Source organism: Rhizobium sp. B21/90, assembly GCF_019355815.1.
Classification (GTDB): domain Bacteria; phylum Pseudomonadota; class Alphaproteobacteria; order Rhizobiales; family Rhizobiaceae; genus Rhizobium; species Rhizobium rhododendri.
Genome location: NZ_CP072162.1, coordinates 1,408,426 through 1,427,054 on the forward strand (window position 1 = coordinate 1,408,426; position 18,629 = coordinate 1,427,054).

Sequence of the window (18,629 nt, forward strand, 5' to 3'; positions counted from 1 at the left end):
GGATTATATCCAGTCAAAGCCGAGTTTTCGGTTACTTTTCATGGAATTATCAATTGTATAAGGCCTGTCTCGATTATCGGCCTGGCATTCCCGTGAGGGTCGACCATACAGGAAGGGCCCCCACGTTGTAAAACGATGTGGTGGGGCCCGTTCCAAGATCGGTAACAGTTGACTGACGACGGGGGCCTATTCGGCCGCCTGGCGTGCCATCGGGTTGTTGGGATGCGTCGTCCAGTTGGCGTAGTTCGGGTCGACAATCTTGCCGGTTCGCGTGTCGAGAGCGCCAGCCGGGAGTTCCTCCATGGTGATGCAGTTTTCGACGGGACAGACGCTGACGCAGAGATTGCAGCCAACGCATTCCTCGTTTTTGACCTCGAAATGCCGTATGCCATCGACCATGTTGGTGATCGCCTGGTGGGAGGTGTCCTCGCAGGCGATGTAGCAGCGGCCGCATTTGATGCAGGCATCCTGATCGATCTTGGCCTTGGCGATGTAGTTGAGATTGAGATACTGCCAGTCGGAGACATTCGGAACAGCACGGCCTATGACATCGTCGAGCGTCCGGTGACCCTTTTCGTCCATCCAGTCGGAGAGGCCGGTAATCATTTCCTGTACGATTTTGAAGCCGTAGGTCATGACGGCGGTGCAGACCTGCACGTTGCCAGCGCCAAGAGCCAGAAATTCTGCGGCGTCGCGCCATGTGGTAATGCCGCCGATGCCGGAAATCGGCAGGCCGTGGGTCTGCGGATCGCGGGCGATCTCAGCCACCATGTTGAGCGCGATCGGCTTGACGGCGGGGCCGCAATAGCCGCCGTGGCTGCCCTTGCCGCCGACAGTCGGGTTCGGGGCGAAATTGTCGAGATCCACCGAAACGATCGAGTTGATGGTGTTGATCAGCGATACCGCGTCGGTTCCGCCGGATTTGGCAGCGCGGGCGGGATTGCGGATATCGGTTATATTCGGCGTCAGCTTGGTGATGACCGGCATTCGCGTGTATTGCTTGCACCAGCGAACGACCATCTCGATATATTCCGGCACCTGTCCGACCGCAGCACCCATGCCGCGCTCCGACATGCCGTGCGGACAGCCGAAATTGAGTTCGATGCCGTCGGAGCCGGTTTCCTCGACCAGCGGCAATATCGCCTTCCAGGCCTGCTCCTCGCAGGGAACCATGATCGAGGCGATCAGCGCCCGATCCGGCCATTTCATCTTGATCTCCTTCATCTCCCGCAGGTTCGTATGGAGGTCGCGGTCGGTGATGAGTTCGATGTTGTTAAGCCCGAGCAGACGGCGGTCGGCGCCCCAGATGGCGCCATAGCGCGGTCCGTTGACGTTGACTACCGGTGGCCCGTCCTCGCCGAGCGTTTTCCAGACGACGCCGCCCCAGCCGGCTTCGAAGGCGCGGTTGACGTTGTAGGCTTTGTCCGTCGGTGGCGCCGAGGCCAGCCAGAAGGGGTTGGGAGATTTGATGCCGACGAAATTATTGCGCAGATCAGCCATTGTTCACTCTCCCCTTAGGCGACGGCAGCGGCGGGGTGCGCGACGGCAGCCAGCGTGCGGTTGATGGATTCGGCAGCGTCGCGGCCCTGTGCCACGGCTGACACCGTCAGGTCGTCTCCTCCGACAATGCAGTCGCCGCCGGCCCAGATGCCGTCGACCGAGGTTTTTCCGTCAGCGTCGGTGGCAATGCGTCCGGCTTCCATCTGCAGCGTGTCGATGCCGGACGCCACAAGCGTCTGGCCTATGGCCTTGAAAATCTGGTCGGCAGCGATGACGCCGGTATCGCCGGTGCCGGTGAGGCGGCCATCGCGAAGCTCGGTATATTCAACCTCGATGCCGGCTACCTTGCCATCCTTTTCGATGATGCGCTTCGGTGCCAGCCAATGGCGGATCATGACGCCCTTCGAGGCGGCCAGGTCCTGCTCCCACTCTGAGGCGTTCATGTGTTCCTTGCCCCGACGGTAGCAGATCGTCACCTCTTCGGCACCGAGCAGCTTGGCCTGTACGGCAACATCGATTGCCGTCATGCCGCCGCCGATGACGACGACACGGCGGCCGATAGCGATATCCGCCTTGTCGGCAATCTGGCGGAGGTCCGAAATATAGGAAATAGCGTCCGCCACGCCTTCGAGATCCTCGCCTTCAGCCCTCAAGGCATTGACGCCGGTAAGGCCGAGGCCGAGGAAGACGGCGTCGTATTTGGCGCTGAGTTCGCCGAGCGTGAAATCGCGGCCGAGCATCTGGCCGTTGCGGACTTCTATGCCGCCGATCGACAGGACGTAATCGACTTCCTGCTGGGCAAAATCATCGACGGCCTTATAGGTGGCGATGCCGTATTCGTTGAGGCCGCCAGCCTTTTCACGGGCATCGAAGATGACGACGGCGTGGCCATTGACGGCAAGCCGATGGGCGCAGGCGAGACCGGCGGGGCCGGCACCGACCACGGCGATGGTTTTGCCGGTCGGCTCGGCGCGCGTATAGAACTGTTTTTGAGCCGCCATCGCCGCATCCGTCGCGTAGCGCTGCAGGCGGCCGATCGCCACTGGTCGTTCCTCGGCCGTGTTGCGGACGCAGACGTCCTCGCAGAGCTGCTCGGTGGGACAGACGCGGGCGCACATGCCGCCCAGGATATTCTGGTCGAAGATCGTTTTTGCAGAGCCGATAGGGTTCCCGGTCGAGATCTGGCGAATGAACAATGGGATGTCGATCGAGGTAGGACAGGCCGTCATGCACGGTGCATCGTAACAGAAATAACAGCGATCGGATTCGACGAGCGCCTCGTGGTCGCCGAGCCGCGGATGCAGGTCGGAAAAGTTTCGACCGTATTCCGCCGCGGTCAGTCGGCCACTTTTAATCCCAGCTTCCAGTCGTCCCATTTTAAGTTCCCTCTTATCAACGGCCAGTGCGTAAAAGCTAACTCAGGAAAAAAAATTTATCAAACGGTAAATTTTTGGAGATTTTAATCCGGCCGAGCGAAGGGATTTATTCTCTAGGTATCTGTTTTTATTGACTTATGTTTAGAGAGCTCTCCGCTCTCCATTCCCCGCATGCGGCTGTCGGGTCCTGCACGGCAGACGCGCCGAGCCGGTTCCTGTCCAGAAGAGCGAATTATTTCGAATACGGTGGAACCAGCGGTACGCTGGACAGTTATAAGTGTGTCCTGATGATGAATGCACCCACCCAGGTGCGCGCCCCTTCAAAGCGTCGTCGGACGTCTACTCACGGTCCCCCTCCCGGTGAGTCATAAATCAGCCGTTGCGCGCCCTCGCAACGGCTGATTTTCTGCGTCTTCAAATGCATTATTTCTGGGGCGTCTGTGAGATCAGGATTGCTTCAGGATCTCGTATTCCGTTTCCGGAATCGTCAAGCGGTAGTCGAGATGCTCGGGGCTGACGCCGAGCTTGGCGCGGCCGTTCATCGACGTCGGTACGACGCGCTCCAGCACCGTCTTGCTGAAACTGTTGTCTTCAAAATCATTGGCGGCGCCAGGTGTCACGATCGTTTCCGACCAGACGATTTCGACGGCCTGCTTGCCTTCCCATTCGACGGCCTGACAGTCCAGCGTGATGCTGGTCGTGCCAGCGGCGATGGCGCCATGGGTGGCGGAATTGACGATCAGCTCGTGCAATGCCAGGCCGAGATGGACGGCGGCGTTCGGCGTCAGGTGGGCGTTGATGCCGTGGATCGGAACGGGAATGCTCGCATCCGGCCAGTAGGGGGCAAACTGCTTCTGGGCGAGCTCGAACAGGTAGGCGCCGCGCCAGCTGGAATCGGTGATGAGGTCCTGCGAGTTCGACAGCGATTGCAGGCGTCCCCGGAACTTGATCAGGAAGTTATCGAGCGACAGGGTGTTGCGCGCTGTCTGGGTGGCGATACCCTGGATAATGGCAAGCAGGTTCTTGGAGCGATGCGACAGCTCGCGCAGAAGCGATTTCAGGACCTTTTCGCGATGACGGCTTTCAGTCACCTCGAAGATCACGGAAAGGATGCCGTGGCTGGCACCATCGGTCCGTTCCATCTTGATTTCATAGATCTTTATGCCCTCTGCAGAGGGAATCGAGATTTCCGCCTTGGCCTGTTTGCCGCTGCTGAGCACGTCGCGCTTCAGGCCCAGGATGTGATTTCCATCCTTCTCGCCGAACAACGCGATATCGTCAATTCCGAGGGCTGCGATGCCGGTCAGATGTTCGGGAAGGTTCTCGAAATAGGATACCAGAAGACAGGCGTCCTGATAGATTATCGAAACGCCCGCACTTCCGAGTGCGCGTTCCATCATAGCAGCCTTACCCTCGAACCCGAGCGGTGAGCTGGACGATGGATCAACGTTATTCACCAAGATGCCTTTCCTTCGCCTAACCGGATTGAAACCCGGGGTGTCCGACTAGGCGGGCACATCAGCCAAATCGCAAGTCGTTTTGTAAAAGCGCTCCGGGCTGACGGAACGCTTTCACTTTTCTATTGTTCCGTGGATCGAATGTCAGGCCGCGACTTTCGTCGATTCGTTGAAGAACAGCGCTTGGCTGATCAGTGCCTTCACCATGTCCGGGTTGAACGGCTTCGTCACCAGGAATGTCGGTTCGGGGCGTTCGCCTGTCAGCAGACGTTCCGGGAAGGCGGTGATGAAAATGACCGGCACGCTGGCGTTTTTCAGAATGTCGTTGACCGCATCGATACCAGAGCTGCCGTCTGCCAACTGGATGTCGGCAAGAACCATGCTCGGCTTTGTCGCATTGTAGAGTGCAACGGCTTCGGCGTGGGTACGGGCAATGCCGGTCACGCGGTGGCCGAGACTCTCGACCATCTGCTCGATGTCCATGGCGATGAGCGGCTCATCCTCGATGATCATGATGTCGGTTGCTACCTGACGGGAGATCTCGGTAGACGCCCTGTCAAGCAGGCGAGCCGTTTCGGCTTCGTCGAGGCCAAGAATTTCGGCGATCTCAGGCATGCGGAAATTCTCGACGGATGCCAGGATGAAGGCCTGCCGGGCTACCGGCGAAACCTTCGAAAGGTTTGCAGAGGCACGCTTCTCCCAGGCGTAAGGCGAAGTCGGTTCCGGAACCTGGACCGAGCTCGAACCGAACAGGGTGGTGAAAAGCTTGTAGAGCGCGACGCGATCGTTCGAAGTGTCCGGAAAGATGGAGATATCGGCAATAATGGCTTCCAGAACGGCTGCTACATAGGCGTCGCCGGAGGTCTGAGTGCCTGTAAGTGCCCGGGAATAGCGACGCAAGTAGGGGAGATGCGGAGCAATTCGAGTGGAAAGTGTCATAAAATAGCTCCCGTCAGTAGCCGTGGCATGTTTAACCGTCTTTAATAGGATTATAACCGGCGGCAACCAGAAATGTTCCGAGGTGCTGGAACTTTTTTTCGCTGCATGCATTATGCGTCCACGTGATATTGGATCTAGCATGTCCAGCCTCGATGACAACGTAAATGCGGTCCTTGACATCCCTAATCCGCGTTTCCGGTGTCACCCGGAAACAAGCCTAACGCCAACACGTCCGAGAGTGAAATATATATGACAGCGTCCCATCAGGAAGACACGGAACAGCCAAGGCCCGATGTTAGAGTTGCGGACCTCCTCGATCCAAACAGCCAGATAGGCAGCCGTCTCCGCAGCCTTTATGCCGCTGCACAGGACGAAGCCATCCCGAACCGCTTCCTCGATTTGCTTGAGAAACTCGACCAGGTCGAAATGGCGTCCGCAAAGTCGGCCGAGCGGGAGTAGGCTCATGGATAAAGTGCAACCAAGTTTCAAACGCGAGATGCTGTCTGCGCTGCCAAGCCTGCGTGCATTTGCGATATCGCTCATCGGTCGCCACGACCGCGCTGACGATCTCGTCCAGGACACCATCATGAAGGCGTGGGCCAAGCAGGACCACTTCGAAATGGGCACCAACATGAAGGCTTGGCTCTTCACGATCCTGCGCAACGAGCTTTACAGCCAGATGCGCAAGAGCGGCCGGGAAATCCAGGACAGCGATGGTCTGTTCACGGAATCGATGGCGACCCATCCGTCGCAGTACGGCGCCCTCGATCTTCAGGACTTCCGCAAGGCGCTCGAGCAACTTCCTGCTGACCAGCGTGAAGCAATCATCCTGGTCGGCGCTTCGGGCTTCTCGTACGAAGAAGCTGCAGAAATCTGCGAATGCGCAGTCGGCACGATCAAGAGCCGCGTCAATCGTGCCCGCCAACGTCTGCAGGAACTGTTGCAGATCACAGGTGAGGCAGACTTCGGCCCGGATGCAACATCCTCGCCGCTAACGTCAAGGGCGTTCGCCTTTTAATCAACTGACTGTTTTCAGCTTCGACGTCTAACAAAAAAACCCGCCGCACGTTAAGGTGCGGCGGGTTTTTTATTGGCTTAGCGGGATTGCTTGAGCGAGATCGCTCAGTCGTCGTCGCGCGAGCCCATCACGGTGCTGAGCAGAAACGCGCCGGCAACCGCTGCAGCAAGCATGGGCTGCGAGCGCAACAGTCCGAGGCCGACCGTGGCCATGGATTGCGCAGCCAGCCGCTTTTCGCGCGCCCGGCGAGCTTCCTGGGCGTTGATGCTAGCCATAACGATGAGGATGGCAACTGCGATCAGCAGGCAGCCGCCACCTATGATCAACGACGCGTGGAGCGGGCCGTAGATCGTGCCAAGCCAGAGCGCCAGGGCAGACAGGCCGAACACGTATGTTGTGAGGATGAAGACTGCTGCAATAGCAATGAAAATACCGTTGCGCTTGGTACGCGCAACGGTGTTCTTCACGGAGCCCGATAGCAGCAAGCCAAGGATGGGACCCAGCATTGATGCTCCTTAGCGGCGTGCGAGCAAGACAAACAACAGGCCGATGGCTGCAACTGCGCCGATCGAGGTCGTCGGATGCGCGCGTACAGTGGCGCGGACTTCCTTGGCGCTGCGAGCGTAGCCATCCTGCAGCTGGTGCATCAGGTCTTCGCTGCGGGCAAGCAGGTCCTCGTAACCGGATTCGGCCTGCGCACGGATGCGCTTGCTCTGGCTGGCGCCGTTCTTGCTGATGAGCTTGGTTAGCTCAGCGATCTCGCCGCGCAGGTTGTCCATCTGATTTTCGATGGTGTTTTCAATGTCGCTCATAGCACCGTTACGCTTGCTGCGGATGGTATCGAGGAGGGAGTTTGCCATTTTTGTTCTCCTTATTGTCAACGCGCCAATGCGTCTCTTTGTGGGAGGCCACTACCAACGGCAAAACTGAGCCGTCGGCATTGACCTATGTCGTTGACAACTGAACGCGACGACGGTGGAAAAGTTCCATCTCAGGCGCCTGCTTCGGCGAACACGCTGTGTGGCAGAACAAACGGGATCGCCTTGTCAGGTACACGGTTGACGCGGAGCTCGCAGCCGAACACCGCATGCAGGTTTTCGTCGCTGAGAACGGATGAAACGGCACCGGTGGCGGCCAGCCGACCTGCCTTCAGAAGGACGATCTGGTCGGCAAACAGGGCCGTCAGATTGAGATCGTGCATGATCGCAATGACGCCGCCTCCGGCCGCACAGAAGGCGCGCGACAGCTGCATTATCGCCAGCTGGTGGCTGATATCGAGACTGGACACGGGTTCGTCGAGCAGCAGCCAGCAGGGCTTGCCGTCGACGACAGGCTGCGGGATCTGGCAGAGCACGCGGGCAAACTGCACACGCTGCTGCTCACCGCCGGACAGTTGCTCATAGAGCCTCCCCTCGAAACCAGCGAGATCGACGGCGCGGAGAGCCTCCATGGCGATCCTCTCCGCGTGTTGCGGCTTGCTGTTGGCGCCTGCGGTAAGGCCCATCAGGACGATTTCGCGCACCGAGAAGGGGAAGGAGAGAGTGCTCGCCTGCGGCAGGACGCCTCTGGAGAGTGCGAGCGCCCAAGGCTTCATCGTCTTGACCTCGTGCTCGCCAAGCCGGATCGAGCCGCCATAGGCAAGCTCGCCGGAGATCGCTTTCATCACCGTCGTCTTGCCGGAGCCGTTCGGCCCGCAGATTGCCGTCAGCTGGCCGGGGCGGGCGGTGAAGCTCACGCCATCGACCACGGATTTGCCCGCAAGCCGGACGGAGAGGTTGGAAACGTCGATCACTTATTGTCCTTACAGGCTGAGCCGGGTGCGATTGCGCAGCAGGATCCACAGGAAGAAAGGACCGCCAACGGCTGCGGTGATGATGCCGATCGGCATTTCCGCCGGCGAGACGATGGTGCGGGCGAGCACGTCGGCGAAAATCAGCAAGGTTCCGCCGAGCAGTGCCGAGGCTGGCAGCAGGTAGCGATGGTCGGGGCCGATCACCATGCGCAGGGCATGCGGTACGACGATGCCGACGAAGCCGATACCGCCGCTGACGGCGACGGATGCGCCGGTTGCCGCAGCAACGACGAGGATGGCGACCGTCTTCAGCCGCTGCACCGGCACGCCCATGTGGAAGGCTGCGGCTTCTCCCAGCGTAATCGCATTGAGCCCCCTGGCGATCACCGGGATGGCGAGAAGCGAGAGGACGATGATTGGCGCGGCGGCAGCGATTTTCGTCCAGGTGGCGCCTGCCAGCGAGCCCATGCTCCAGAAGGTGAGGTCGCGCAGTTGCCTGTCGTCGGCCATGTAGACAAGCACGCCGGTGGCCGCCATCGCCAGCGCGCCAAGCGCGATGCCGGCGAGCAGCATGGTTGCAACGGATGTCTGGCCGTCCCGTGTGGCAATGCGGTAGAGAAGCAGGGTGGTCACGAGGCCTCCGGCAAAGGCTGCGAGCGGCAGGGCGTAGATGCCAAGCACTGCGTAGATCGGGGCTGCCAGCGTGCCACCGAGAACGATCATCACCACCGCGCCGAAGCTTGCGCCGGAGGACACGCCGACTAGGCCGGGGTCTGCCAGCGGATTGCGAAACAGGCCCTGCATGATGGCGCCGGAAACGGCGAGGGAGGCGCCGATCAGGAAGCCGAGGATGGCACGGGGCAGGCGGATGTCGAAGACGATGATGTGGTCGCGCATGCTGAGCGCGGTGGCGGCTCCGGTCCCGCGAAAGAGATCGTGGACCACATCGAATGCGGAGGCATCGGATGCGCCGGTCGTGATCGAGAACAGCAGGGCGAAAACAGCAAGCGCGGTCAGCGTGCCGATGACCACGACGGCGATCTGCGACCGATCGCCGGCACGATAACGGGCGAGGCAATCGCGGCTCCTGGCCGCGATCCCGAGCGAGTGTCCGGCGGTATCGCTGATCGCCATGGCTCAGCCTCCGTAAATTGCGCGGTTGAGGTCGCGGATCGCGCTGGCAGTCCTCGGCCCGAAACCGAGAAGGTGCAGCCCGTCCATGTGGACGATTGCCTTGTGTTCGGCTGCAGGCGTCAGGGCGAGGGCCGGCTGCTTCAGCAGGTCCTCGTCGCTCAAAGCGTGTCCGCCGCCGCCGTTCATGATCAGGATCACGTCGGGCTTGGCCTCGATGATCGCCTCGTCGGTCAGCGGCTTGTAGCCGGGAAAGACGCCGACCGCATTGATGGCGCCGGCGAGCGTGATGATGCCGTCGGCGGCGGTCCCGGTGCCGGATGCCATGATCTTGCCGCCCTGCGCATTGAGGATGAACAGGACGCGCTTACGCTCGGTGGCCGGCCGCTTGTCCGATGCCGCGATGGCGGCGTCGAGATCGGCGGCGACCTTGTCATCCAGCGCGCGGGCCTTGTCGGGAACGCCGAGAAGGGTGCCGACGGCGGCGATCTTCTTCAGGATGCCGTCCCGGTCGTAGCCCTGCGGCACGGTTTCGAATGGCAGGCTGGCATTGCGCAACACTGCGACGGCCTCCGGCGGGCCGGATCCCTCGACGGCGATGATGGCAGTCGGATTGACAGCCAGTATGCCCTCCGGCGATAGCGCCCGCATGTAGCCAACATCCGGCAGTTTCGTGGCGGCTTCCGGATAGACGCTGGTCGAATCGCGGGCGATCAGCCGATGTTCCTCGCCAAGCGCATAGACGATTTCGGTGATGTCGCCGCCGATCGACACGAGCCGCGATGTGTCCAGCTTGCGCGCCTCCTCCGCACGGGCCTGACCGGCGACGTGGTAGAATGCCGTCGCTCCGGGGATCGTCGGCATCAGCATGACGCTGAGGGTGAGGGCTGCCTGCCAGGCCTTGATCCGGTACAAATTCCGAATGGACTTCATCGTCGTATCCTCAGGCTGCAACGCTTTCGGCTGCCATTTTCGGCAAGGCCTCGATGATCTTCCGCCATTCAGGGCGCTCGTCGGAGCCTTCCTTGCGCTTGCCGAAGAACTGAATGATCATCTCGCCATCGGCGCCATAGGCTTCGAGCGAGCTGACATGGCCATCGGCGGTCGGCTTGCGCACCGCCCATGCCTCGGCGATGTGGTCCAGGCGTAGATGGAGATGGAAGGTGGGGTCCATCACGTTGATCCACGGTCCCATCGTCTTGATGCTGGCGACTGGGCCGGAATGGATCTGGATGATGCCGTCATTGCCGACGAAGCACATGATGGGCAGGCCATCTGCGGCGGCGGCCTCCAGCATGGTTTCGACGGCGCTGCCGTCGAGCTTCCAGGCATAATCGTCGCCGACAGTCCGGAGCGCCGACTGGCGACCGATCTTCAGCTTCTTCAGCAGGCCGATGAACTCGTGGGTATCCCTCATCTGGCCCCAATGGTCGCGCAATTCGTCACGCGTGACCTCGCCGTCGACGCTGCCCTTGTCATAGCCGGACATGTCCTCGACGAGTTCCTGGGACTGGTCCTCGATACGCAGTGCCGCCACCATCGCATGATAGGCGGCAACATCGGAGGCGGGGCGCAGGTGAACCTTGTGGACAGCGCTGCCGGCCTTGTCGAAGAACTGCAGGCTCAGCCTGATGTCATCGCCGCCGGTCTTGGTGACTGCAAAGCCGTGCACCCAGCGTGACGGGAAAATCCGGAGGTCGATGTTTTCCCCCAGGACGATGGCGGAATGCTTGCCAGACTTGATGTTCTCGTAGATGCCGATCTTTTCGTGCACGGCGCTTTCGTTGCGCGACAGGGCGAGCACTTCGCCGAGACTTTCCACATGCTCCAGAAAGCGATTGGCGCTGGCGTCGATACGGATGGCCGTGAGGCCTACTTCGGCAGCCACGAGGGCGGCCTCGGAGATGCCGAGACGGGCTGCGATATCGCGTTCGCGCATCTTCGGGTTTTCGGCGCGGAAGCTGCGGATTTCGGCGGGGCTTGGTCGGGTTGGGGTCGTCATCGTCAAATGCCCTATTTGTTGAGTATCAGTTTGCCCTGTCGGGTGATTTTCAGTCGGTAGGTGAAATCTTCATGCCGAATGACGATCTCGTTCTGACCGCGAAAGATCTCCGCGCTCTCGATCGTCCTGACCGTCTGCACCGCATGCGGCGGCGGGGTCGCTGGCGTCTTATCAGCAATCATCTGGCTCGTTTTTGCCTGCAAAATCATGGGATCGGGCCGGTCTACCCGGAGTTTTATCTTGACTCTCATAGTCATGGTTTTCTAAAGACGCAATAGGATACTAACTGAGTCAAGTTTAAATTTGCAGGCGACGCACCTCATGGTCGTTGCCGCCCTGAACCGGTGCGGGAGAGCCCTATGCGCTTGAAGACGATGGTCTGTTTATTTGTCTGCAATGTTGTCATCGCGGCGGCGGGGGGATCCGCCTCGGCCCAGCAACAGACACCGGTTGCCGCTCGGCTTAATGTCGAGCTCAATGCCCTTACGCCATCGGCAAAGGGATGCATGATGACCTTCGTCGCCGAGAACGACATGGCGACGCCGATTGCGAAGATCTCCTTTGAACTGGCATTTTTCAACGAAAAGAACGCCGTCGACAAAGTGACCGTGCTCGATTTCCGCGAGTTGCCGGTGGGCAAGAAGCGGGTGCGGCAGTTCGATATGCCGAACCTCAAGTGCGAGGCGGTCACCCGGGTCATCGTCAACGACACGCCGGTTTGTGACGGGCCGGCCGCCGGAGAATGCAAGGCAGCGCTGACGACCCGGTCGCAGACGCCAATCCCCTTCGAGGGTTGAAATCCCGGGCGTCGGGGTAGATCCCGGCTGCCCGCCTATTCCCCGAACGGCGGATGCAGCGCATGACCAGTCCAGCCAAGTCCCGATCCAGACCATTTGCCGGCATCGATCCGCGCATGGGAGCCGTTGTCAACGACAACACGCCGCCGACCTTTCTGGCTCACGAGTTGTCGGGACTAGACGAACTCCCGCGTCCGCCCGCTGCCGAGGCGGTCGTCCACTATGCGCGCGTTACCCGCATCGCCTCCTATCCGGCTCACCCTGACGCCGCTACGGAATCAGGCACGGCAGCGCCGCCGATCGATTCGCTGCCGGACGCGCCAAGAACGGTCCGCGCGAAAAGGAGGGCGGCAGGTTTTGCGGCAAGCCTTTGTTCTCTGCTCTTTCACGTAGCGGTTTTTTCGGCGCTGATGACGGCCGTCGTGACGTTGCCGGAAGATCCTGTCGAGGATGCCGGCGACAGTGTCAGTGTCGTCATGCTTGGAAACGGCGACGCAGACCAGCAGGCCTCGGGCGAAGAGAACAAGGAACCTCCTAAGCCCGACGAGATCGTTGCCCAGGCCGTCCAGCCGAGCAAGACCGAAACGGCCGAAGTCACGCCGGTCGAGCCGCAACAGACGGAACCCGCACCCGCTGTCCAGCCGTCTGAACCGGTGCCGGAAGCTATTCAGCCTGATCCGGTGCAGCCGACGCAGGCGTTGAGCCAGGTCTCTCCGGAGACCGTCGTTTCTCCCGAACCGGAGGTACTGGCGGCGCAAGTGCCGGCCGAACCCACCGTCGTCCAGCCGCAAGCGACCGAGATCCCACTCGAGGAAACGAAACCGCCGGCAGCACCTCCGACAGATGCGGCGAGTGCTCCTGTCCCGCCCGCGCCGCCAGCGGAGATCATTCCGCCGGAGGCGACGGTTAAGCCTATCGAGAAGCCGACGCCACCGCCGAAGGTACAGAAGCCGAAGGACGTGGTGAAGAAGCCGCCGCCGAAAGCTGCGAAGATGAAGTCTGGCTCGAAGGGGGAAAACGAGCAGGATACCAAGCGCGGCTCGTCGGAAGGCACCGAAACAGCCCGCTCCGACAGCAATTCGGCAGCAGTCGGCAATCGCCAGGGATCGGGCAGCGCCGCCGTGGCGAACTATCCCGGCAAGGTACAGTCGCGCATCCGCCGCTCGGTGCGGCCGCCATCGCAATATCGCCGTATCACGACAGCGCTGACAGTGCGTGTGCGGCTGACCATCGGCGTCAGCGGTGAGCTGACCTCTTTGTCGCTCGCGCGTAGTTCCGGCGTTCCCGAAATAGATAGTGTGGTGCTCGACGGCGTTCGCCGTGCCGCACCGTTTCCATCGCTGCCGCCGGAGTGGGGAAAGCCCAGCTGGACCTTCACCCAGGAGGTGCAGGTCACAGGCAATTAGGGGAGGCAAATAAGATGAGTAAAATAATCAAGTTTATACTTTACTCGAATACTCCAGTTTAATAAGGTCGCTCCAGGCCCGCCGAAATCGGGCCGAAATGAAACCAGAAAAACGGAGTGATGGCATGGCGCGCAAGAGCAAAAGGGATAACCGCGAGGTGGCGATCACCGAGGCTGCGCCGCTAGCGACGGGCAAATCCCGATTGGACGGCCGCAGCTTTCTCTATGTCGGCGGACGCGATTGTCAGGTTGCCCATCTTCGCCAGATCGCCAGCAATTTCGGCGCCGAACTGTTGCACCATGACGGCGGACTGCGGGAAGCAGTTTCGCGCATCGACACCGCACTGCAGTCAGTAGACTGCGTCTTCTGCCCGATCGACTGTATCAGCCACGACGCCTGCCTCAGGGTCAAGACCGGCTGCAAGCGCTACGGAAAGACCTTTATCCCCTTGCGCAACGGCAGCAAATCCAGCCTCGAGCGCGCCCTTCACACCATGAACGACCGGGTCACGACACAATGACCGATAGCTCCGACAGCGTGAATATGATCGGCCTACACAGGCTGGCGCCGACTGGTGAGGGCGGCGCTGCAGTGCCTGAGATTTCTGCGCTGATGGCGCGGCGGGGTACAGCGGCCCATGCGCCTGATGTCATTGTCTTTCCACGTGAGGCCGCCCGTCCGCCGGGCGAGGTGCCAGTCGCAGCCTTCGGACGCGATGCCGCGACGGGGAGAAATGTGGTTGCCTTTGCCGCTGCATCGGGCAAACATCGGCGATATTCTTCCAAGGCTTGAAAGGCCCGTAGGACTCGAAAGGGATGACCATGTATATCGCCATGAACCGCTTCAAGGTAGCCGTCGGCTCCGAGGCGGAATTCGAATCCATCTGGAGAAATCGCGATTCCAGCCTGCCGGAAGTTCCGGGCTTCGTCGAGTTCCGGCTGTTGCGCAGCAAGACAAACGAGGAAGAGGGCTACACCCTGTTTTCCTCGCACACGACCTGGGCCAACGAGGCTGATTTCATCAACTGGACCAAATCCGAGAGCTTTCGGAAGTCCCACCGCAATGCCGGCGATCACAAGGCGGTCTATATCGGCCATCCCGTGTTCGAGGGTTTTAAAGTGGTCCAAGGCATCTGAGCCGTCTGGCTGATCTCAATCGGGCTTAGGTGTTGTCCGCAAGAAGGCGCCTGCTGCCACGACCAGCCACCCGCCCATCATTGCAAAGCCGCCGATGGGGGCCGCCATCGGAAACAGCCCGGTTCCCCTTGCATAAAGAGCCAGCAGATCGGCTGTGAACAGCAGTGTGCCGAGCCCCATCATCAGGCCGCCAAGCGGCGCGGTGCGAAGGCTGCGATATCCGACGTAGAGCGCCAGCAGGGCCGGCGCGTGGGCAAGGCACATTGCCGATGCCGACGCCAGCAGGTGCGTATCGCCACCGGCATGCGCGGAGGCTGCGGCCAAGGCAACGCCTGCGCAGCCGAAGATACCGGACATAAGCAGAAGGGTTGGGCGGACATAGGCGTTCATCGGGCTGCTATTCCTTGTTCTGCACGTGGTGGGCAAGGCGCTCGACCGGTTCCCAGATGATGCCCCTGAGTTGCTCGCTGGCAATCGTCTCATCCAGTGCGCGGCGAAAACAGAGCAGCCATTCGTCGCGCTCAAGTGGTCCGATAGCTGCCGGCAAGTGGCGGCTGCGCAGGCGGGGATGGCCGCGCTTGTCTGTGTAGAGCGGAGGGCCGCCGAGATAGCCGGTCAGGTATTCGTAGAATTTCTCTCGGCTGCCGTCGAGGCTCGGCGGGTGGATGGCGCGGCAGCGGGCGGCCTCGGGGAGCGTATCCATCAGCGCATAGAAGCGATCGGTCAGCGCCTGCACCGTTGGCGCGCCACCGATGGCTTCATACAATGTGGTCGTCTCTTCGCTCACCGCCGGCTCCTGCTTTGCATCCTAAATGCCGCGCGGTCGACAATCCCGCAAGCTTAGATGGCTGACTGCGGCGTTTCGGCGCTGCGGTCAGGGTTTCCGCTCGAAGCCATCGCTTTCGCCCGGCACCAGTTCCAGCGGCCATATCGTGTTGCAGGCGCCTTTCGGATAGAAGGACGCGTAGGCGGGCATGGTGGCCAGCAGGGTCTCGGCCAGTTCGACACCGAGATCGCGCACGGACATGCGAAAGCAGGTCAGCGTTGGCTGCAGGAATTTTGCGCGCGGCTCTTCGCGAAAGCCGATGACGGCGAGGTCGTGGCCGGGAATGACGCCTGCCTCCGTCAGCCGGCGGTAAAGGCCGATCGCCATCAGTTCGTAGATGAGGATGATCGCCGTTGGCCGGTCGTCAAGCAACAGCATCTCGTGTGCCGCCTGGTAGCCGCCTTGCTCGCTGGATTTGACCCTGAAAACCAGCGACGGGTCATATGCGATGCCGTGGCGCTTCAGGGCATTCCGGTAGCCGTCGAGAAAGATGTAGCCGAGATTGACGTCGTTCGATGGTGCCGCGACGGCAATGCGGCGATGGCCCTTGGCGATCAGCCGATCGACTGAGCTGTTTGCGACACCGTCGAAATCGAGATCGACCCAGGAATATTCACCGCCGGACTGGCTGCGTCCAAGCGTGACGAAAGGGATCTTGGTGCGCGACAGGAGGTCCAGACGATGGTCGATTCGCTGCGTGGCAGAGATGATCATGCCGTCGACGATGCCGCGGGCGACCATGCGCTGCAGGTATTCGGTCGGATCCTCCTCACTGGGGCAGGGCAGCATGATAAGGTCGAGCTTGTGACGCGACAGCACGCTCTGCAGCCCGCTGGTCAGGCCTAGGAAGAAGTTGTCACCGTTCTCGTTGGTTTCCTTGCTCGATTCCATCATCAGGCCGATAACGTTGGTCGTTCCCTGGCGCAAGCTTCTGCCGGATTGGTTGGCGACATAGCCGAGTTCGACGGCTGCTGCGAGCACACGCTGACGCGTCTCGGCATTGACATCGGCCTTGCCATTTAGGGCGCGAGAGACCGTGCCGATCGAAATATCGAGGTGTTTGGCGAGCTGTCGGATACCCTTCATCGGCGGCGTTTTTCCTTCGGTCGGCAAATTCCGTTTTTCCCTCTCTTGACACAGCAAAACATTTCCGACTAGTCTCGTAAACGTTTACGGAGCCATTGTCATGGGAGATGACGCGCTCCGGCGGAGGAAAAGATTTTGACATTCAATGCCATTTTGTGCGGGTGCGGAGCTATGTCCAAAGGCTGGTTGCGCGCCATCGCATCTGACCCGGCAGTAGCCGCTGCCATAAAAATTGTCGGCCTCGTCGATCTCAACCGCGAGACGGCTGAGAACCTTGCCAAGGAGTTCGGTCTCGAAGGTACCGTCATAGGTTCCGATCTCGGCGATGTCATCGCCCGGACGAAGGCGGACATGGTGTTCGACGTCGTCATTCCGGCTGCGCGCTTCGGCGTCGTGTCGACGGCGCTGAAAGCCGGCTGCCATGTGCTCTCGGAAAAGCCGATGGCGACATCGCTGGCGGAAGGCGCGGCACTGATCGAACTGGCCGCGGAGACCGGCAAGGTGCACGCCATCATCCAGAACCGCCGCTATATCGCCGGCATCCGGCGCCTGCGGCGCTTTGTGGAAAGCGGTGCCATCGGCGAACTGACCGGCATACACTGCGATTTCTTCCTCGGGCCGCATTTCGGCGGTTTCCGCGATGAGATGGACCACGTGCTGCTGCTCGACATGGCGATCCACACCTTCGATGCGGCGCGTTTCGTTGCCGACCGCAAGCCGCTGGCCGTCTATTGCGTAGAGACGAACCCGAAAGGCTCATGGTACCGCGACGGTGCATCTGCCCACGCCATCTTCGAATTTTCGGACGACGTCACTTTCACCTATCGCGGCTCCTGGTGTGCCGAGGGGCGGCGGACGAGCTGGGAAAGCCAGTGGCGGCTGACGGGCTCGAAGGGCATGCTGACCTGGGATGGCGAGGACGCTTTCGAGGCGACGGTCGCCGGCAACGAGGAGGGGCTGCTGCATGGCTTTACCCCGATCGAGGTGCCAGGACCCGAGCATGAGGCGGAGACCCATGGTCATGCCAGCGTCATCGCCAGCTTCCTCGAGGCCGTGAAGACCGGGCGGCCTCCTGAGACGGTGAGCAGCGACAATATCCGCAGCCTTGCCATGGTGCTTGGCGCCATCGAGAGCGCCAGGTCCGGCCAACGCATCGACATTTCAGCCTGAAGACCTTCAGTACAAGGACAGAGATCGTGAATAATCCAGCCAATTCCATCCGTATCGGCACCATGGTCAAGGCCTCCGACGAGGACGCTGCGGCCCGCATCTCCAAGATCGCCGATCTCGGCTTCGAAAGTTTCGAGCCGTTCTTCTGGCAGACGACAAACGGCCAGAACCTTGCCGAGCTCGGCAAACGTTGTATCGATGCCATCGGCAATCGCGATATCACCATGTCGACGCTCGGCATGTTCGGCAATCCGCTTGAGGAAGGCGACATGGACCTGCAGACGCTGCAGGGCTGGAAGGATTGCATCGACAACGCCCATCATTTTGGCGCTACTTGCGTTGCCGGCTTTACCGGCCGCGTCCGCAACAAGCCGTTGACCGACAGCCTGCCGCGCTACAAGCAGATCTGGAGCGAGCTTGCCAAGCGCGCCGCCGACAAGGGCGTCAAGATAGCCTTCGAAAACTGCGCCATGGAAGGCAACTGGGCGACCGGCGACTGGAACATTGCCCACAATCCAGATGCATGGGAGCTGATGTTCAACGAGACCCCGGATGAAAACATTGGGCTCGAGTGGGAACCCTGCCACCAGATGGTCTACCTGATCGAGCCGCTGCCGCAGATCCGCAAGTGGGCGTCGAAGATCTTTCATGTCCACGGCAAGGACGCGACGATCCGCTGGGATGTCATCAAGGAGCATGGCATTTTCGGTAAGGAAGAATTCGTCCTCATGCGCACGCCCGGTTTTGGCGACAGCAACTGGACCGACATCATCTCCGAGCTGCGGATGGCAGGTTGGTCCGGCTCGATCGACATCGAAGGCTGGCATGATCCGGTCTACCGCAACGAGTTGGAGATGACCGGCCAGGTCCACGGACTGAATTACCTGAAGAAGAGCCGCGGTGGCGATTTCGTCGCGATCGCCGCCTGAGGTTAGCAGGATACTGAAGACGTGCATAAGGCCGGCGGGAGGACGCCGGTCCAATGGATAACCA

23 protein-coding genes are annotated in these 18,629 nt (G+C 60.7%); 9 read left to right on the forward strand and 14 right to left on the reverse strand.

The window, feature by feature from the left end:
• Positions 1–186: 186 nt before the first annotated feature.
• From preA to J5278_RS06715, 4 genes are all read right to left on the reverse strand, one after another.
• A complete protein-coding gene (gene preA, locus J5278_RS06700) occupies positions 187–1,500 on the reverse strand; it encodes an NAD-dependent dihydropyrimidine dehydrogenase subunit PreA (RefSeq protein ID WP_209184435.1) in 1,314 nt (437 codons plus the stop codon).
• Positions 1,501–1,514: 14 nt separating this feature from the next.
• Positions 1,515–2,876 carry an NAD(P)-dependent oxidoreductase gene (locus J5278_RS06705; RefSeq protein ID WP_209184434.1) on the reverse strand — a complete coding sequence of 454 codons (1,362 nt, stop codon included), beginning with the start codon at positions 2,874–2,876 and terminating at the stop codon, positions 1,515–1,517.
• 446 nt (positions 2,877–3,322) lie between these two features.
• On the reverse strand, positions 3,323–4,276 hold the full coding sequence (locus tag J5278_RS06710; RefSeq protein WP_142823619.1) for a sensor histidine kinase: 954 nt from the start codon (positions 4,274–4,276) through the stop codon (positions 3,323–3,325).
• Positions 4,277–4,477: 201 nt separating this feature from the next.
• Positions 4,478–5,272 carry a response regulator gene (locus J5278_RS06715; RefSeq protein WP_142823471.1) on the reverse strand — a complete coding sequence of 265 codons (795 nt, stop codon included), beginning with the start codon at positions 5,270–5,272 and terminating at the stop codon, positions 4,478–4,480.
• A gap of 249 nt (positions 5,273–5,521) precedes the next feature.
• On the opposite strand from J5278_RS06715, the gene J5278_RS06720 reads away from it, so the two are divergent.
• Both J5278_RS06720 and J5278_RS06725 read left to right on the forward strand, forming a co-directional pair.
• Entirely contained in the window at positions 5,522–5,731 is a 210-nt protein-coding gene (locus J5278_RS06720) for a NepR family anti-sigma factor (protein WP_209184433.1), read from the forward strand.
• Positions 5,732–5,735: 4 nt separating this feature from the next.
• The gene (locus J5278_RS06725; RefSeq protein ID WP_111222568.1) at positions 5,736–6,290 is read left to right on the forward strand and encodes an RNA polymerase sigma factor; all 555 of its coding nucleotides are present in this window, start codon (positions 5,736–5,738) and stop codon (positions 6,288–6,290) included.
• A 104-nt stretch (positions 6,291–6,394) separates the two neighbouring features.
• On the opposite strand, the gene J5278_RS06730 is transcribed toward J5278_RS06725, so the two are convergent.
• The 7 genes from J5278_RS06730 to hemP all read right to left on the reverse strand — a co-directional run bounded on the left by J5278_RS06730 (position 6,395) and on the right by hemP (position 11,397).
• Positions 6,395–6,796, reverse strand: a complete 402-nt coding sequence (locus tag J5278_RS06730; protein ID WP_209184432.1) for a hypothetical protein — start codon at positions 6,794–6,796, stop codon at positions 6,395–6,397.
• Positions 6,797–6,805: 9 nt separating this feature from the next.
• Positions 6,806–7,150 carry a YqjD family protein gene (locus tag J5278_RS06735; RefSeq protein WP_209184431.1) on the reverse strand — a complete coding sequence of 115 codons (345 nt, stop codon included), beginning with the start codon at positions 7,148–7,150 and terminating at the stop codon, positions 6,806–6,808.
• A 131-nt stretch (positions 7,151–7,281) separates the two neighbouring features.
• Positions 7,282–8,082: a heme ABC transporter ATP-binding protein gene (locus tag J5278_RS06740; RefSeq protein ID WP_209187529.1), complete on the reverse strand. Its 801-nt coding sequence runs from the start codon at positions 8,080–8,082 to the stop codon at positions 7,282–7,284.
• 9 nt (positions 8,083–8,091) lie between these two features.
• On the reverse strand, positions 8,092–9,216 hold the full coding sequence (locus tag J5278_RS06745) for an iron ABC transporter permease (protein ID WP_209184429.1): 1,125 nt from the start codon (positions 9,214–9,216) through the stop codon (positions 8,092–8,094).
• 3 nt (positions 9,217–9,219) lie between these two features.
• Positions 9,220–10,146: a hemin ABC transporter substrate-binding protein gene (locus J5278_RS06750; protein ID WP_209184428.1), complete on the reverse strand. Its 927-nt coding sequence runs from the start codon at positions 10,144–10,146 to the stop codon at positions 9,220–9,222.
• Positions 10,147–10,156: 10 nt separating this feature from the next.
• Complete coding sequence (locus tag J5278_RS06755) at positions 10,157–11,215, reverse strand: hemin-degrading factor (protein ID WP_209184427.1); 1,059 nt, start codon at positions 11,213–11,215, stop codon at positions 10,157–10,159.
• Between the two features lie 11 nt (positions 11,216–11,226).
• Positions 11,227–11,397, reverse strand: a complete 171-nt coding sequence (gene hemP, locus J5278_RS06760; RefSeq protein WP_209184426.1) for a hemin uptake protein HemP — start codon at positions 11,395–11,397, stop codon at positions 11,227–11,229.
• A 192-nt stretch (positions 11,398–11,589) separates the two neighbouring features.
• Between hemP and J5278_RS06765 the strand changes: the two genes are divergently transcribed.
• From J5278_RS06765 to J5278_RS06785, 5 genes are all read left to right on the forward strand, one after another.
• On the forward strand, positions 11,590–12,012 hold the full coding sequence (locus J5278_RS06765) for a hypothetical protein (protein WP_247749191.1): 423 nt from the start codon (positions 11,590–11,592) through the stop codon (positions 12,010–12,012).
• Positions 12,013–12,074: 62 nt separating this feature from the next.
• Entirely contained in the window at positions 12,075–13,418 is a 1,344-nt protein-coding gene (locus J5278_RS06770; protein ID WP_209184424.1) for a TonB family protein, read from the forward strand.
• Between the two features lie 124 nt (positions 13,419–13,542).
• Positions 13,543–13,938 carry a DUF2325 domain-containing protein gene (locus J5278_RS06775; RefSeq protein WP_209184423.1) on the forward strand — a complete coding sequence of 132 codons (396 nt, stop codon included), beginning with the start codon at positions 13,543–13,545 and terminating at the stop codon, positions 13,936–13,938.
• On the forward strand, positions 13,935–14,210 hold the full coding sequence (locus tag J5278_RS06780) for a hypothetical protein (protein ID WP_142823461.1): 276 nt from the start codon (positions 13,935–13,937) through the stop codon (positions 14,208–14,210). The genes J5278_RS06775 and J5278_RS06780 overlap by 4 nt, the downstream gene beginning before the upstream one ends.
• A gap of 29 nt (positions 14,211–14,239) precedes the next feature.
• A complete protein-coding gene (locus J5278_RS06785; RefSeq protein WP_209184596.1) occupies positions 14,240–14,554 on the forward strand; it encodes an antibiotic biosynthesis monooxygenase in 315 nt (104 codons plus the stop codon).
• Between the two features lie 15 nt (positions 14,555–14,569).
• Here the strand turns inward: J5278_RS06785 and J5278_RS06790 are convergent, their stop codons facing one another.
• The 3 genes from J5278_RS06790 to J5278_RS06800 form a co-directional block, all read right to left on the reverse strand.
• Entirely contained in the window at positions 14,570–14,944 is a 375-nt protein-coding gene (locus tag J5278_RS06790) for a DUF423 domain-containing protein (protein WP_209184422.1), read from the reverse strand.
• Between the two features lie 7 nt (positions 14,945–14,951).
• Complete coding sequence (locus J5278_RS06795) at positions 14,952–15,341, reverse strand: group II truncated hemoglobin (protein ID WP_209184421.1); 390 nt, start codon at positions 15,339–15,341, stop codon at positions 14,952–14,954.
• Between the two features lie 87 nt (positions 15,342–15,428).
• Positions 15,429–16,466, reverse strand: coding sequence for a LacI family DNA-binding transcriptional regulator (locus tag J5278_RS06800; protein WP_209184420.1), 1,038 nt, complete (start codon positions 16,464–16,466; stop codon positions 15,429–15,431).
• 135 nt (positions 16,467–16,601) lie between these two features.
• On the opposite strand from J5278_RS06800, the gene J5278_RS06805 reads away from it, so the two are divergent.
• Entirely contained in the window at positions 16,602–17,636 is a 1,035-nt protein-coding gene (locus J5278_RS06805) for a Gfo/Idh/MocA family protein (RefSeq protein ID WP_209184419.1), read from the forward strand.
• Positions 17,637–17,662: 26 nt separating this feature from the next.
• A complete protein-coding gene (locus tag J5278_RS06810) occupies positions 17,663–18,565 on the forward strand; it encodes a sugar phosphate isomerase/epimerase (protein ID WP_209184418.1) in 903 nt (300 codons plus the stop codon).
• Positions 18,566–18,629 lie beyond the last annotated feature (64 nt).

What these genes read in the sequence shown, in the direction of transcription:
- preA (WP_209184435.1), bottom strand. Translation starts at nt 1,500, where the DNA reads ATGGCTGATCTGCGCAATAATTTCGTCGGCATCAAATCTCCCAACCCC.
- J5278_RS06705 (WP_209184434.1), bottom strand. Translation starts at nt 2,876, where the DNA reads ATGGGACGACTGGAAGCTGGGATTAAAAGTGGCCGACTGACCGCGGCG.
- J5278_RS06710 (WP_142823619.1), bottom strand. Translation starts at nt 4,276, where the DNA reads ATGATGGAACGCGCACTCGGAAGTGCGGGCGTTTCGATAATCTATCAG.
- J5278_RS06715 (WP_142823471.1), bottom strand. Translation starts at nt 5,272, where the DNA reads ATGACACTTTCCACTCGAATTGCTCCGCATCTCCCCTACTTGCGTCGC.
- J5278_RS06720 (WP_209184433.1), top strand. Translation starts at nt 5,522, where the DNA reads ATGACAGCGTCCCATCAGGAAGACACGGAACAGCCAAGGCCCGATGTT.
- J5278_RS06725 (WP_111222568.1), top strand. Translation starts at nt 5,736, where the DNA reads ATGGATAAAGTGCAACCAAGTTTCAAACGCGAGATGCTGTCTGCGCTG.
- J5278_RS06730 (WP_209184432.1), bottom strand. Translation starts at nt 6,796, where the DNA reads ATGCTGGGTCCCATCCTTGGCTTGCTGCTATCGGGCTCCGTGAAGAAC.
- J5278_RS06735 (WP_209184431.1), bottom strand. Translation starts at nt 7,150, where the DNA reads ATGGCAAACTCCCTCCTCGATACCATCCGCAGCAAGCGTAACGGTGCT.
- J5278_RS06745 (WP_209184429.1), bottom strand. Translation starts at nt 9,216, where the DNA reads ATGGCGATCAGCGATACCGCCGGACACTCGCTCGGGATCGCGGCCAGG.
- J5278_RS06750 (WP_209184428.1), bottom strand. Translation starts at nt 10,146, where the DNA reads ATGAAGTCCATTCGGAATTTGTACCGGATCAAGGCCTGGCAGGCAGCC.
- J5278_RS06755 (WP_209184427.1), bottom strand. Translation starts at nt 11,215, where the DNA reads ATGACGACCCCAACCCGACCAAGCCCCGCCGAAATCCGCAGCTTCCGC.
- hemP (WP_209184426.1), bottom strand. Translation starts at nt 11,397, where the DNA reads ATGATTGCTGATAAGACGCCAGCGACCCCGCCGCCGCATGCGGTGCAG.
- J5278_RS06765 (WP_247749191.1), top strand. Translation starts at nt 11,590, where the DNA reads ATGGTCTGTTTATTTGTCTGCAATGTTGTCATCGCGGCGGCGGGGGGA.
- J5278_RS06770 (WP_209184424.1), top strand. Translation starts at nt 12,075, where the DNA reads ATGACCAGTCCAGCCAAGTCCCGATCCAGACCATTTGCCGGCATCGAT.
- J5278_RS06775 (WP_209184423.1), top strand. Translation starts at nt 13,543, where the DNA reads ATGGCGCGCAAGAGCAAAAGGGATAACCGCGAGGTGGCGATCACCGAG.
- J5278_RS06780 (WP_142823461.1), top strand. Translation starts at nt 13,935, where the DNA reads ATGACCGATAGCTCCGACAGCGTGAATATGATCGGCCTACACAGGCTG.
- J5278_RS06785 (WP_209184596.1), top strand. Translation starts at nt 14,240, where the DNA reads ATGTATATCGCCATGAACCGCTTCAAGGTAGCCGTCGGCTCCGAGGCG.
- J5278_RS06790 (WP_209184422.1), bottom strand. Translation starts at nt 14,944, where the DNA reads ATGAACGCCTATGTCCGCCCAACCCTTCTGCTTATGTCCGGTATCTTC.
- J5278_RS06800 (WP_209184420.1), bottom strand. Translation starts at nt 16,466, where the DNA reads ATGAAGGGTATCCGACAGCTCGCCAAACACCTCGATATTTCGATCGGC.